The sequence below is a fragment of the Winogradskyella poriferorum genome (assembly GCF_036553625.1).
In the GTDB taxonomy this organism is placed as follows: Bacteria; Bacteroidota; Bacteroidia; order Flavobacteriales; family Flavobacteriaceae; genus Winogradskyella; species Winogradskyella poriferorum.
Window position 1 is genome coordinate 112,030 of record NZ_JAZHOU010000004.1, and the last position, 15,653, is coordinate 127,682.

The 15,653-nt window shown below is 34.0% G+C and carries 6 protein-coding genes; all 6 read right to left on the bottom strand.

Annotation, left to right across the window (positions count from 1 at the left end; genetic code table 11):
* Positions 1-6 precede the first annotated feature (6 nt).
* Positions 7-3,294, bottom strand: coding sequence for a VCBS repeat-containing protein (locus V1468_RS12545; protein ID WP_331810570.1), 3,288 nt, complete (start codon positions 3,292-3,294; stop codon positions 7-9).
* 97 nt (positions 3,295-3,391) lie between these two features.
* Positions 3,392-4,927 carry a carbohydrate binding domain-containing protein gene (locus V1468_RS12550; protein ID WP_331810571.1) on the bottom strand — a complete coding sequence of 512 codons (1,536 nt, stop codon included), beginning with the start codon at positions 4,925-4,927 and terminating at the stop codon, positions 3,392-3,394.
* Between the two features lie 281 nt (positions 4,928-5,208).
* Positions 5,209-8,496 carry a VCBS repeat-containing protein gene (locus V1468_RS12555; protein WP_331810572.1) on the bottom strand — a complete coding sequence of 1,096 codons (3,288 nt, stop codon included), beginning with the start codon at positions 8,494-8,496 and terminating at the stop codon, positions 5,209-5,211.
* Positions 8,497-8,664: 168 nt separating this feature from the next.
* Positions 8,665-10,584: a RagB/SusD family nutrient uptake outer membrane protein gene (locus V1468_RS12560; protein WP_331810573.1), complete on the bottom strand. Its 1,920-nt coding sequence runs from the start codon at positions 10,582-10,584 to the stop codon at positions 8,665-8,667.
* 11 nt (positions 10,585-10,595) lie between these two features.
* Positions 10,596-13,715 (bottom strand): SusC/RagA family TonB-linked outer membrane protein, encoded by a 3,120-nt coding sequence (locus tag V1468_RS12565; RefSeq protein ID WP_331810574.1) that lies wholly within the window; start codon positions 13,713-13,715, stop codon positions 10,596-10,598.
* Positions 13,716-14,111: 396 nt separating this feature from the next.
* Entirely contained in the window at positions 14,112-15,650 is a 1,539-nt protein-coding gene (locus tag V1468_RS12570) for a glucuronyl esterase domain-containing protein (protein WP_331810575.1), read from the bottom strand.
* Positions 15,651-15,653: the final 3 nt, after the last annotated feature.

Genomic DNA, 15,653 nt, shown 5'->3' on the forward strand with positions numbered 1-15,653 from the left:
TAAAAGCTAAATCTGCTTTCTTTTGAAAATAGTCAAAACTCCATCGTTATTGACAATAATGTAATGGTCTTGTCCAGCTATACTTATCTTTTTCATGTCTTTTACATTACCAGTTGTAAAAAAACTATTATCTCTTTGAGATTTAAAATTACCGTTAGAATCTCCTAAAAGGATATACCCTGTATTAGCATCATAACGAATAGTTTCAACTTCGGCTTCATAAATATTACCTACACCTATAACATCTAAATGTCCATCTTTGTTTGCATCAGTAACCTCAAAAGCCATTGTTGGTCCAAATTGGGCTGTGGTAGGAAGTTCTATTATTTCGAAACTTCCATTGCCATTATTTTTTAGACAAATACTACTAAATTCGGTTGCTTTTTTATGATATGCACTATTTAAGTTCTCTTCACCATAAATATCAGATAGTGTTGAATTTGCGAACTCTTTATAGCTTTTTATTTTTTCGCTTACAAAAGGATTTTGCTCAGTAGAACATTCCTTACCTCTTACAGGTACAAGATTACCCTTGTAATACTTACTTAAAATCATATCATATTTCTCATCCTTATCAAAATTAGTTGAATATATATGTAGCGGTTTTTCTTCTGTCGGTTGGTATTTGTTGTTGTCACCTAAATTTCCCACTAGGTAATCCATCTTTCCATCTTTGTCTAAATCAACTTCTTTTATGGTGTTCCACCAGCCTTCAGTGTTTTCTAAAGGTAGTTTGGTTTCTTTTTTAAATATTCCATTGTTGTTATTAAAAAAAGTAATCGGAAACCACTCTCCAACAATTGCTAAATCTTTATCTCCATCACCATCATAATCGGTAAAAAGGATATCATTTACTATTCCTATTTCACTAAATTCTGGTGCCAGTTCTTTGGTAGCATCTATATAATTGCCTTTTTCGTTTTTAAGAATATAAGTTTTTGATGAAAGTGGATATTTACCAGGAATTACATGACCTCCTACAACTAAATCTAAATCGCCATCACTATCAACATCATAGGCTGATACAGCTTTTGTAGCACCTAAAATTTTTGGCAGAACATTAGACTTGGTGAATTTTCCGTTACCATTATTTAAATAAATTCTATCTTGAAGTAATGGATTGTTTTCACCAAGTTCATAGCCACCACTTCCAACGTATAAATCTAAATCTCCATCCTCGTCTGCGTCAAAAAATAGAGATGTTATATCTTCATATTTACGCTCTTTTAGAAGCAGACTTTCATTGCTTTTCTCAAAACTACCATCTTGAGTTTGAATGTACATTTCAGCAGCCTGATTTAATGCGCCTCCGACATAAAAATCGTCTAAACCATCTCCATTAATATCAGCAACCGATATAGCAGGTCCTTTTTGCGATTGTTTTTGAGGTAATAACGTTTGTAGCGCAAAATCATTAAACTCATTTTCTTCATGCTTGTAGGTAATCCCAATATCCTTTGGGTTAATTTGTATCCAGTTTTGAGGTACATTAACAGGCATTTCACCATCGAATTTAAAGATTTCTTTATTGAATACGAGTGTTTGGTTGACTTCAACATCTTGCATTGCTAAAACAGAATTATCTCCCCAAATTACTTCAATACGATCGATAATTTCTTCATCACCTAAACCAAAATTCAGTTGGTATCCCATAGAAGACTGATAACCTCTAGATGGATATAATTCTAGATATTGAGTTTTATCTTGGGAATAAATTTTAACTCTAGCTCCAATTGCATTTACATTTGTACTATCTCCAATAAGCTTTAAGTTAATATAATTGTTGGTTGAATTGTTTCTATAAATAGTTGCTTTATCCTCCATGTTGTTCATTACCAAATCTAGGTCTCCATCATTATCAAGATCAGCATAAGCAACACCGTTTGTATTTATTTTTATATCTAAGCCCCAAGATTCGGTTAGGTTTTTAAAGGTAAAATCTCCATTGTTTTTAAAAATGTAATTTGAAATTTTTTCAGAAGGCATAATGCTCATCATTTCATTGACTGTCATAGCACCTTTTTCTTTTTGTTGACGAATAGCTTCCTTTTTATAGTCTTGATTGCCAAGTTCTCTTTCTATGCCGTTAGAAACAAAAATATCTTTGTAACCATCATTATCAAAATCAGCAATTAATGGTGCCCAGCTCCAATCTGTCTTAGAAATACCTGCTAATTGACCAATATCACTAAATGTACCATTACCGTTATTTAATTGAAGCATATTTGCCATATATGAATAATGATAACCTGATTCTACCATTTCCCAAAAACCTTGAGTGTTCATTGAGGCCATGTTTTCTTTTCCTCGTCTATGATCTTCTGCTAACATATCTAACACAGTAAGATCTGGTAAAAAATCGTTATTGATATCAGCATAGTCAGAACCCATACTATTAACAGAAATATGCTTTAAGCGCGTGTTTATTTCATTTGAAAACGTTCCGTCTTTATTATTTATGTATAAGTAATCTGGACTAATAAAATCATTAGCTACATAAATATCTAACCAACCATCATTGTTAAAATCACCAATTGAAGCACTTAAACCCCAATCTTTATTAAGTACTTTAGCCTTAAGAGTTACATCTTTAAATTTATTACCATCATTTCTAAACAAATGATCAGATAATTGTTTGTAATGCATCCTTTCAGACTTGATCTCAATTTTATTGCTTTCCTCAAAATCGGGACGATGATTTACCAAATACATATCTAAATCACCATCTTTGTCATAGTCAAAAAAGTAAGATTGTACAGAAAAGCCATTTTCATCTAATCCCCAAAGTTTAGCTTCGTCTTTAAAAGTTCCATTTTTTTGGTTTACAAAAAGTTTGTTTCTTCTTAATTCCTCATTTGTTAAGGAAGCAGATTTACATACATAAATATCAAGCCAACCATCATTATTTATATCTACCATAGTTACACCAGTCGTCCAACCGTCAGCATCTTCTACACCAGCACTTTTTGTTATGTCTGTAAACTTAAAATCTCCTTCGTTTAAATATAATTTATTGGAGTTTTGATTTGATGTAAAATAGATATCTTCTAAACCATCATTATTAATATCACCAATGGCTACACCACCACCATTAAAGGCATAGACGTACTCTAGATAATTGAAGTTTATATCTTGTTTTACTGAATTTGTAAAATTTATGCCTGAGTGCGTGTCTTGAATTAAAGTAAATAAAGTTTTAGAATCTGATGCTTTTTTCTTTTTAACCTTGGAATCGTTACAACTAAAAATTGAAAACAGTAAAATTGTAAATAATAATAAGAGTCTATTTTTCATTATGGTTATCTTATCTTAAAGATAATAATATACACAAAAAACCGCTTGTCAGAGACAGGCGGTTTTTTAACTAGCTATTAATTATAATAAAGTTTGCTTATTGTACAAGTCTAACAACTAAATCATCAATGTATATAACACCACCCACATTTCCATCATAACTCATACTAATAGCAAATCTTGCATTACCATCATTACTGTTTGTTGTGTCTGCTGTAAAATCATAGTTTACTTCAGTCCATGCATTATCTTGGAATGATTGTTCTGGATTTCCCCATTCTGCCCAACCAGGATCACCTCCTTGATCTATGGCTATCTTCATATTAGATATTCCTGTGCCTTTAAACCAAACGCTTAAATTATATGTTTCACCATCTACCACAGTCATATTAGAGGTAGGTTGAATATCCCAAGGGTTTGAGCCAATTGCATTAATTGTCATTTTAACACTCTTGTCTCCATCGTGGCTCTCTTCATCTGTAACCTCACCACTAGCATTTGCGCCATTTAAACCTCCCCAACCGTTTATATTGTCAGCGACACCTAAATCAGACTCTTCAAAACTTCCATTTATATTTATTGGTGGCGGTGGCGGTGTACCTGAACCAGTAGCAATTAGAGTTACGTTATCGATGAAGTAAACCGCATTTTCAACCACGCCTAAATCTAAAACAACTCTTGCCGGATCTGCATTTGCAGTAAATACCCATTCAATTTGCTGCCATTCACTAGTAATATCGTAATTACCACTGTAAAGGGCATCTGGGTTTGTTGAGAATCTTATGTTTCCTCCATCACCTGGAGATCCTGCTTCTGCTTTAATTAACATAGATAATGTATATTCAACACCTACCTGCATTGCAGCAGGATCACTAGCTAATTGTGTTCTCCATGCGTCACCACCAAAGCCTACAGCACGAAGTGATCTATCAAAGTACGCTTCGCCACTGGCTGTAGTTGCAGTCATTAAATCTGCGCCATTAAACTTACTCCAATTAGTGAAATCATCTCCATCACCTAATTCAAATCCACCGTTTAAGACTAAATTTTGACCTACATAGAAGTTACCAGGTGCGGTAGCTTCACCACCATTAGTAACTACTAATATTGTACTAGCCACGTTTTCTGGAACTCCAGCAGGCACAGTAATTACAAGTTCGGTAGCTGTTGAAGAAACAACGCTTGCTTCAACCTCTCCAATAGTTACGGATTCAACGTTATCTAGAGATGTACCTCTTAGGGTTACTTGTTCGCCTTCTTGTGCAGCATTAGTAGAAACAGCTTCTATTATAGGGAATGGTCTTGGAACAATGGTAATTTCGGTTGTTACTATATAACCATCAGGCATAACAAGTGTTACTGTTCTTTCACCAACACCACCATTAGTTGGGGTTAAAAATGAAATAATATTGCCATTTAGTTGATAAGAAACCTGATCATTATTTAAGAAAACAAACAAAACTTCATTAAAGTTTTCACCTTCTAAAGTCACTTCATCACCAGGAAATATCTCATTAGGTGAAACAGAAACTATTGAAACTTGTTCAAAAGTGTCATCGTCATTACAGCCAACTACAGAAAAAGCAGCAATAACAGTGAGAAACACACCAATTAGTCTAAGAGCTTTTAACATTTTTTTTAATTTTAATTAATTTATAAGAAAACTAGCCTTTTATTCTCAATAGAATTATAAAGTTCGATTGTTATAATATTATCAATATCATAAAATGAACCTTAAATTTTGTGATACCTTGTAAAAAAAGGCTCTAATAATGTAAATATAGTCAATAATTTAAAAAGCGCAACCGATTGCGTAAAAATTTTGTTAAAAATCTGTTTTTTTACATAATTCCCTATTCTAGTAGTACTGTATAGTACTTTATTTTGTGAATTAAATGACTGAAATATAGTTGCTTATTCAATTTTGAATATACTCAACTGTTTGTTGTTATTAGCCATAAATATGTAAGAATGATTTTTTACATTAACTAATTTCATGTTTTTAGTGTTAAGGTCATTGTAGAAATTAATGTCTTTGTAGTTTTTGAAACCTCCATTTGAATCTCCTAGTAAAATATAACCTGTGTTAGAATCATAACGTACAGTTTCTACCTCAGCTTCATGTATAGCACCAGCACCTATAACATCTAGGTGTCCATCTTTATTAATATCATAAAAGGCAAAAGACTGGGTAGGTCCTAGTTGCGCATAATAAGGTAATGGTGTGATTTTAAAGTTACCATTTCCAAGATTTTCAACATATACAGATTCAAATTGTTCTACCTGTTTATGATAAGAGTTGTCCAAGGTTTGCTCACCATAAATATCAGATAGAGTGGCATTGGCAAATTCCTCGTAAGACTTAATTTTTTTACTTACAAAGGGATTTTGCTGGGTAGAGCATTCTTTCCCTCTTACAGGAACTAAATTACCATGATAATTTTTGCTTAGAAACATATCATAATTTTCATCATCCCCAAGGTTAGTACCATAGATATGAAGTGGTTTTTTAGGGCTAGGATGAAATTTGTTGTTACCTCCTAAATTACCAACAAAAAAGTCAAGATCTCCATCCTTATCAAAATCAATCTGTGAAATTGTATTCCACCAGCCTGAAGTATTATTGAAATTAGATATTACCAATTTTTTAAATTGACCATTATTGTTTTCAAAAAGCGTTATTGGCATCCATTCGCCCACAACAAACATGTCTTTATCACCATCATTATCATAATCAGAAAATAATAGATCATTGATAATTCCTATTTGTCCAAAATCAGAAGCAATACTCTGTGTTTTATCCACAAAACCTGATGAGGTGTTTTTTAAAACATAAGATTTTGATGGTAATGGGTATTGTCCTGGTATTACGGTACCACCTACAAATAAATCTAATTTTCCGTCTGAATCATAGTCAAAAGCCTTAATGGTTTTTGTATTAGATAATAGACGAGGTAGTTTATTTGATTTAGAAAAATATCCGTTTCCATTATTTTCATAGAGCCTATCTTCGAGTAAGTTTGAATCCTTAATAAACTCGTATCCACCACTGGTTACATATAGGTCTAAGTCTCCATCATTATCAAAATCAAAAAATAGAGCCCCTAAATCTTCATATTTCTTGTCTTTTTCAAAATGAGGTTGTTCGGTTTTTTCAAATGAACCATCCGAAAGTTGTAAATAAATCTCTGCTCTTTGATTAGCAGCTCCACCAATAAATAGGTCTTCTAGCCCATCATTGTTTATATCTGCAACCTCAAAAGCTGGCCCTTTTTCGGATTGTTTTTGTGGTAAAAGAACTTGAGTAGAAAAGTCATTGAATTCATTTTCAGAATGCCTATAATCAATTCCAAGTGATTCAGGTTTAATACGTAGAATCTTGCTTTTGTATTCATTATTTATAGTGCTTTCTACCGAATTAGCCTTTTCTTGATAAAGTGTAAGTGTCTGATTGGGCTGAATATTTTCTTTAATTGTAGTATTGCCATCACTCCAAATTACTTCAACTTTTTTTATTTGTTCTTCATCGTTTATTCCAAAAACTAGAGTAGGAGAGACAGAAGATTGGTAACCTCTGGATAGATAAAGTTCTTGATATTGTGTCTTCTTGTTTGTTAAGACTTTTACTTTGGCACCTATAGCTTTTTTGTTGTATTTAGACCCAACTAAGCTTAGTTTTAAAAAATTAGTTGTTGCATTATTTTCGTAAATACTTGCTTTATCTTCAAGATTATTAATAACCAAATCTAGATCTCCATCATTATCTAAGTCTCCATAGGCTGCTCCGTTAGAGTTAAGATTCTGATTTAATCCCCAATCCTTATTTAACTTAGAAAATGCTAAATCACCATCATTCTTAAAAATATAATTTTGAAGTTTTTCTGAAGGCATTTTATCCAATATTTCATCGATAGTCATTGTGTCAACCACGTTTTGTTGATTGTCTAAAAAGTTTCCAAAATCTTGATTTGCTATCTCGCGTTTAATGCCATTGGTTATTAAAATATCTTTTAAACCATCTCCGTCGTAGTCAGCAATTAATGGTCCCCAACTCCAATCTGTTTTTGATACACCAGAGTATTGAGCAATATCTGAAAAGTAGCCGTTGCCATTATTTAAGTTTAAAATATTAGACATGTAAGGATAGTGGTATCCTGATTTTACTATCCACCAGAATCCGCTTGTGTTCATGCTTGGCATGTTTTGTTTGCCTCTGCTATGGTCTTCAGCAGACATATCTAAGACTAATAAATCGGGTAGTAGGTCGTTGTTAATATCTGCCATATCTGATCCCATACTACTATAAGATGTGTGCTTTAGTCTTTGATTTATTTGATTTGAAAATGTCCCGTTTTTATTATTAATATACAGTTTGTCTGGTGTTATAAAGTCATTTGCAACATAGATATCTTCCCAGCCATCATTATTAAAATCACCAATAGATGCGCTTAAGCTAAATTCTTTATTTATAAGTCCGCTGTTTACGGTAACGTCGGTAAATTTATTTCCGTCATTTCTGTATAAGTGGTCAGAAGTTTGAGGAAAGAAATCCTTGTCTTTCAGCATCAATTCCAAATTTACCGAGTTTAAAAAATCTACTCTGTGATTAATTAAAAACATATCGAGATCACCATCTTTATCATAGTCTAAAAAATAAGATTGTATAGAGAAGCCATCATCATCTAATCCATATTTTTGGGCTTCCTCTTTAAATGTTCCGTTTTTTTGGTTTACATAGAGTTTGTTTTTTCGTAAACTATTATTTTTTAATGATGCAGATTTACATACATAAATATCCATCCAATTGTCATTATTTATATCTACCATCGTTACACCAGTAGTCCATCCGTCATCATCAGTTACTTTAGCTTGAGATGTAATATCTTCGAATTTGAAGTCGCCTTTGTTAAGATAAAGTTTGTTGGAATTTTGGTTAGAAGTAAAGTAGATATCTTCTAGCCCGTCGTTATTGATGTCTCCTATAGCAACACCACCACCATTATAGGCATAATAATAATTTAGAACATTAAAATCTGAATTCTCCTCTACAGCATTTTTAAAATGAATGTTTGTCTGTTCATTATCAAGTAAGGTAAATAGTGTCTTAGCATTACTAATTTTCTTGTCATTTTTTGACTCAGAAGAACAAGAGATTAAAGTAATAACTAGAAGCAAAGACAATATTGTTTTAAATATATCCATATCATTTTTAAGGTTGAAGTAATAAAAGATATTAAAACGTTTAGTAATTAAAATATGAAATGATTATTAAAATCTAAAAAAGGGGTTGCTTTTATATAAACAACCCCTTTTGTTAAATTGAAAGAAACTAACTAACTCAAATAATTGCTCACAATTTTAAACAACTAACTAATATCCTGGATTTTGGTAAGCAGCTTTTTCAGCATCTGTTGCTTCCATAGCATCTATTTGGTTCTGTGGAATTGGCCTCAAGTAATGATAAGGCTCTATATTTCTTGTTGTTACAGTAGGATTGTGGTCTGATGCATCATTGCCACCAATTTCATATGTGTCAGCATACTCATTCCATTTTTGAGTTCTAACTAAATCGTACCATCTGTAACCTTCACCGAAGAACTCACGGGAGCGCTCAGCAAGAATATAATCTATATCAATAACCATTGGTGTTGCATTAACCATTGCAGCACTATTATCTTCAATTCTTTCTTGTTGTTCTCCATTGTCAAAACGCCACATACCTGCACGTGCACGAAGAACATTTACTAAATCTCTAGCTGAATAAGATCCTGACGCTCCTTTTACTTGAGCCTCTGCTGCAACAAGGTAGAATTCTGAAAATTTAGCAATTGGGAACGGCCTTGTAACACCAACGTTTGGCTGACCTAATCCTCCTTCATTATCAGTACGGTAGGTGCCTAATTTCCATAATCCTGGGTAAAACCTTCTGTTTATTTCATTTAAATTGATAACATAATCAGATCGACCTGCTATCTCACCACCACCTATATTACCTCCATTTACATAGTTGACGCTTGAGTCATATTCATCCAAGAACGAAACTACAGCATCACCAGGTTCTATTTCAAGACCATTTGCAGCAACTAAACTAGGAGTTGTGTCACCACCTTTGTCCCAGTTTCCTCTGTAACTGCTTACAAAAGTTCCATCATATCTTGAGTCTATATCTTTATCGGTAAACGTTTCTGTAAAAACACCAACTGGTGGTGCCATACGAGTCCAAGGTCTACCGTAGCTTTGAGCAGCTTCTCTTTGTACTGCCGCAACTCCGTCTACACTAATAGTGGTATAGTTAGATGTTACCATCCATACAGCAGCATTTGTATCATCTGTTCCGCCAAATCCAGTTATTGGAGCACCGTTGTAAATAGCGCTTTCTTGAGTTCTGTCTGAATAAAGCATCATCTCTTCATGACGGTCATTAGAACCCTCATGTACATCGTAGAAATAATCTAATAAACGATATGGTCCTGGATTTTCAATACCTTCAACAGCTAAATTGTAAGCTTGTTGAAAATAATAAGATGGGCCATTTCCATCCGGATCAATACGAGGTGCTTCTGGATATGTTGGTATTCCGTTAGGGTTTTCTAACCACCATCCATAGGTTAAATAAGCTTTTGCCAAATATAGTCTAGCAACATTTTTAGTTACTGCACCTGTAACTCTAGGATTATCTGGTAAATTATTTACTGCGGCTATTAAATCTGGTATAATTGCACGAGTATAAACTTCAGGTACTGTATTTCTTACCGAACCTCTGAATGGAGATTGATTGAATTTAAGTTCTCCTGATCCCAAATCTAAAGGTACACCACCATATGTTTGTACTAATAAGAAATAATAAAAAGCACGGAAAAACTGAGCCTCAGCAATTAAAGAATCATCAAGACCCACTGCTGCAGCGTTTTCAATTATTCCACTACATGTATTAATTGCTGGCCAGCTAGCTCCCCATGGTCTTCCGATAGAAAAACCACTTTCTGGTCTTAAGTTACCTTGTCCTGCAAGGTCTAAATCATAGAAATTATTATCAGCACTCTGAGCAGCACAGTATTCATCTGTACCTGTTTCTGCCATATTTAAAAAGTAGGCAAAACCATATATGTCTCTTAAATTTTCGTACAAATAGGTTAATCCACCTTGGACACCTAATTCTGTTTGAAAAAATTCGGGTGTAAATACACCTCTTGGCTCTTCTTCTATTATATCCTCTGAACAAGAAGTTATGAACAAAGCGATAAATAGTATTCCTATTGTTAATGCGTTTTTAAATTTAATCTTTATCATGTTCATCTTTTTTAAAATGTTATGTTTAATCCTAGCAAAAAGTTTCTTGTAGTAGGTACGTTGGTTCCAATGGTTGGAATACCTCTAGAAATATTTCCTGTATTAACTGCAACGTTTTGACGTGATCCGTCTCCGTTAACACCAGAGTTCGTTTCTGGATCCAATCCTGATTCATCATAAAATGGAGAGAATAGTACAAATGGATTTTGTACAGTTGCATATAGCCTTAATCTTGTAATTCCTATTTCATCTAATAAGTCTTGATCAAAGTTATATCCTAAAGTCATTGCTCTTATTTTTAAATATGACCCATCAAAATAACCTAATGTACTAGCATATTTTTGGTTATCTCCACTTTGTACTCCACCAGGTGCAGGGTATTTTGCATCTGTATTATTTGGCGTCCAGTAATCTACAGCAACGTTGTTGCTTCTTCCAGTAAGTAAGTTTAAGTATCCGTTTGATCCATAAAGCGTACTTACTAATATGCCTCCACTTTGAAAAGCACCTATAGCAGTAAAATCGAAATTCTTATATGCTAAACGTGTATTGAAACCTCCTTGAAAATCTGGAGTAGGATCAATTACTACTCTATCCTCGGCACCAATTGCTCTTGTAGGAGATCCGTCTTCATTGTAATCACCAGTGTAACGAACTTTTATCATACCTAAAGTTCCGTCTGGTTCATATTGATCAAAGAATTGATAGTCTGGATCAGATTCATTCCAAAGACCAATGCGATCGTAATCAAAAATTACATTTAGCGGTTGACCAACAAACCAAAGGTTGTTTATGTCTTCAATTTGGCCAGAAGCTAAAGAGGTAATTTCGTTTCTGTTAGTATACACGTTAATACCTACGTCCCAAGAGAATCCATCCGGATCGTCAAAAATAGTACCATTAAGTGCTATTTCTAAACCTCTGTTTTCTGTAGAACCAATATTACTGGTTACACTACCTACACCAGAGGTAGGTGGAAGACCAAGACCTAAAAGAATATCATTGGTTTTAGTGATATAGTACTCTATACTACCAGATAATTTGTTGTTAAAAAGACCAAAATCAAGTCCATAGTTATATGTTTCTGAAAACTCCCAGCCTAAATCAGGGTTCGGTAGTTGCGTAACATAAAATCCATTGGCAAATGTAGTATCGTAGTTGTATTCTACTTGAGATAATCTACCTTGTACAGAGAAAGGGGCTATAGCTTGGTTTGAAGTTTCACCATATCCTGCTCTTATTTTAAGTAGATTTACCCAGTCAACATCTTCCATAAAGGATTCATTACCAATATTCCAACCCAACGAAACTGCAGGATAAGTAAACCACTTATTACCTGGAGCAAGTCTAGAAGAACCATCTGATCTTAATGTTGCTGTAAGTAAGTATTTATTGTCATACTGATATAGAATTCTTCCCATTACAGAAAGTAACCCACTTTCAGAGTATCCTGTACCATATCTTGTGATGTCTTCTGATAAAGCTGAGTCTAAATTATACCATAAAGAGGTTTCATTAGGAATGTTTTGCGCAGCAATACCTACGTTATCAAAATGATTTTTCTGTGAAGAAAATAGTCCGACAAAATTAACTTTATGCTTACCAAAAGTACGGTCATACAGTAATTGATTTTCAATAACATAATCCCATAAAATAGAGCTGTCATAACTAGCTGAAGAAGGGTTGTCCGGATTAAAACTAAATACGCCTTTACCTGTAAAATTACCATCCCTAGACGTTCTGTAATTTAGTCCAAGGTTTAAACGATATTTTAATCCTTCAATTCCAGGAATTTTTACCTCACCATATATATTGTTGTATGTACCAAAGTCTAATTGTTCGTTTGCACGTCCTTTTCCGATACGATTTATTTCATTTCTCGTAGGAATCCATCTGTCATCAGCTTGTGTTGAAAGACGAACTGACTCTAGAAAATTACCATTTTCATCGTATGGACTAAGTAGAGGTGAAGCCGATAGAGCTCCACCAACACCTGCGATAGCACTGGTCTCGCTAAAATTGGTCACGGAATTTACGCCAAAGCGAACATGATCGCCTACGTTTTGATCCATTTGAATACGAAGAGTATATCTATCAAAAGAGTCTCCAGGTACAACCGAAGTTTCTTTAAAATATCCTAAACCAACATTATAAGTTCCGTTTTCAGTACCTCCTTGGACACTAATATCATGCGCAGTTATAAGTCCGGTACCGTAAAGTAAATCCTGCCAGTCTGTATCATTACCTAAATATTCATCGCCTGCTAAACCAAAAAGTGGTGTTCCACCTCTATTTGCAGCTACGTCTGCGCGTAATTGAATTAGTTGAGCAGCATTCATAAGAGGATATTTTGCAAATACTTCTTTAGCACCATAATAAGTGTCATATTTTATTTCTGCTTTTTGGCCTTTTCTACCAGACTTTGTTTCAATTAATATAACACCATTAGCACCTCTTGATCCATAAATTGCCGTTGCTGATGCATCTTTTAGAATCTCTAAACTTTTAATATCATTAGGATTAATGTCGTTAAGACCACCAGAAAAAGGGATTCCATTAAGTACTATTAAAGGATTATTGTCAGCTGAAAGTGAACGTACACCACGAATTCTAATTTGAGGAGCCGAACCTGGTCTAGTACTGGTAGTTTGAATATTTACACCTGCAGCTCGACCTTGCAGAGCATCCTGAAAGTTAGCAGCTACTACTTGGTTAAGGTCATCTCCTTTGATTGAAACAACCGAACCTGTAACAGACTCTTTACTTTGAGTACCGTAACCAATTACCACAACTTCGTCCAACTGCTCTCCACCTTCTTCTAAAGTTATATTTATTGTGGTTCTACCATTAACTTGTACTTCTTGTGTTTTATACCCTAAATAACTAAAGACTAAAACAGCTTGTGGTGAAACATTATTAATGGAATATTTACCATCAAAATCTGTTTGAGCACCATTGGTTGTGTTGGTGACAATGACATTAACCCCAGGTATGGGACCGTTTGCATCAGATACTGTTCCAGATACTGTAATGTTTTGAGCTAATGAGGGTAGTATAAACCCACCGAAAAAGAGAAAAAAGAGTATCCCTCTTAGTCTTTTTCGACGTTCATTGGATAGTTGATTGATCATTTTTTATTAAATTTTTAGATTTTTACTTAAAAAAAGGACACATCCTCAAAAATGTATGCTTTTTATTTTCGGTACTGTAAATTTACACTATTATTCATATTATGCAACCGATTGCGTTAATTTTTTGTGAAATTTTATTCTGAAATACGAAAAAAAATGTTAAAAAAATTTCAACTAATTGATAAACAGTGTTTTAAAATATTTGGAGGTTGAATGTGAAAAATACTATAACGTTTGAAGTGATTAAGTTTCTAATACCTGTGGAACTTATTAAGTACACGATTAGATAAACGTAGTATTAAGAAATAAGACTATTTTTAACGTAGGTGTTTTTTCACCATAGCTTACTTATAAAGAGTGTAGTATTTTTAATATAATAAAAACTCTAATTTTTAATTACTCTTTCTTAACTTTTAAAATGTCATTTGCCCAATTTATAAAATGAGAAATATTTGGTGTGTCAGTGTGTCCACCATCGTGTTGACGCCAGGCAAGAACTCCATTTAATAAGCCCTCATTAACATTTGGCATTTTTTCTACTTTATAATTATTTGAAACACCCATAGTCTCTTTACCTAAAAGTTTATAAACGGGTTGTGCTGCTACTGCTGCCATATAACTGCCTTGATGATCTAGCCAGTTTGCATCACCTTGTTCGGGAATACCATAACTTATAAAAATAGCTCTTGGTGCGCAAAGAGCTATCAATTCATGAGAGTCAACAGGAAGATTATTAGCATCCATTGACCCAAAACCACTCTCTTCTGTGGCATACTTTAAATAATTACCAGCCATCCAATGAAATTCACCACCACCAGCAAGATTTTCTACTGCTTCACCAAAATTTCTACGGTGAAGGGTTGTTCCTCCTTTTCCTGAAGACCCAATGAGGCCTATTGCAAATCGTTCATCAAAAGCCATAGTAACTAATGCAGCCTTGCCATATCGAGAAACTCCTTCAATACCTACTTTTTTTGCATCTACATCTGAATCAGTTTCGAGATAATTTAATCCTTGAGTGGCTCCCCAAGCCCAAGCGCGTAATGCTCCCCAATCATCAGGATTTCGAGATTGTCCTTTATTAGTAAGGGCAATTATACCTTCGCAAGTAAGAGCATCTCCATTATCAGGTTGTATTGATGAAGGATCAATTAGTGCATAACCCCAGCCAGCGTTAATAAGTTGATGAGTTTTAGGTAGATCACCTTCAGGTTGTCTGTAAAAACCAAAATCGTTTACCCCTTCAGGGCGTACAAGTGGATTGTAAGCAGGATATTTATCTAGAATTTGTTTTAATTCTGGATCTTTTTGAAGCAATTTACGTAAACCTTCATTCAAAACAGCGAAATCCTCTCGATTTGGTTGTCTGGGTGCAGGTAATGCAGATGGTCCAAACATCATAATTATAGGTACAGGTCCTTTTGCGTTTGCTGGCGTAACTACAGTCATTGAAATATTAACATCTATTTGCGGATAAGTTGAATTATCCACATGACCAACAAGTTTTTTTGCTATGACTGGTGTCCAGCCTATGTATTCTTGTTCAGTAAAAAGTGTTTTCCAAGATACTTCAGGTACATTTTCAGGAATTTTCCCATACACTTCGGTAGCAAAACCTTCTTTTATTTCAGGACGTCTGGTGTTCCACCATTGGTCTGCAGAAGTTACTTTATTCCCGTTTTTTGTAATTAAAACGTCAGGAAGATTAGGATACGGATTTGCCAGTTGAGGATTGTAGTTAGCAGGATTATTTGCTGCAGATGGATTTCCATTTTTTCCAGGTCTAAGTTTTATAATTCCTAATTTTTCCTGCATAGCTTTATGTGCTTCTGAAGCTGAAAGGCAAAGCGGATCACTTAAATTTTTAGACTGGGCAACAGTAGTTTGAGTAAAAGATATAAGAATAACAAATACGATATGTCCTAAGGGTTTCATATA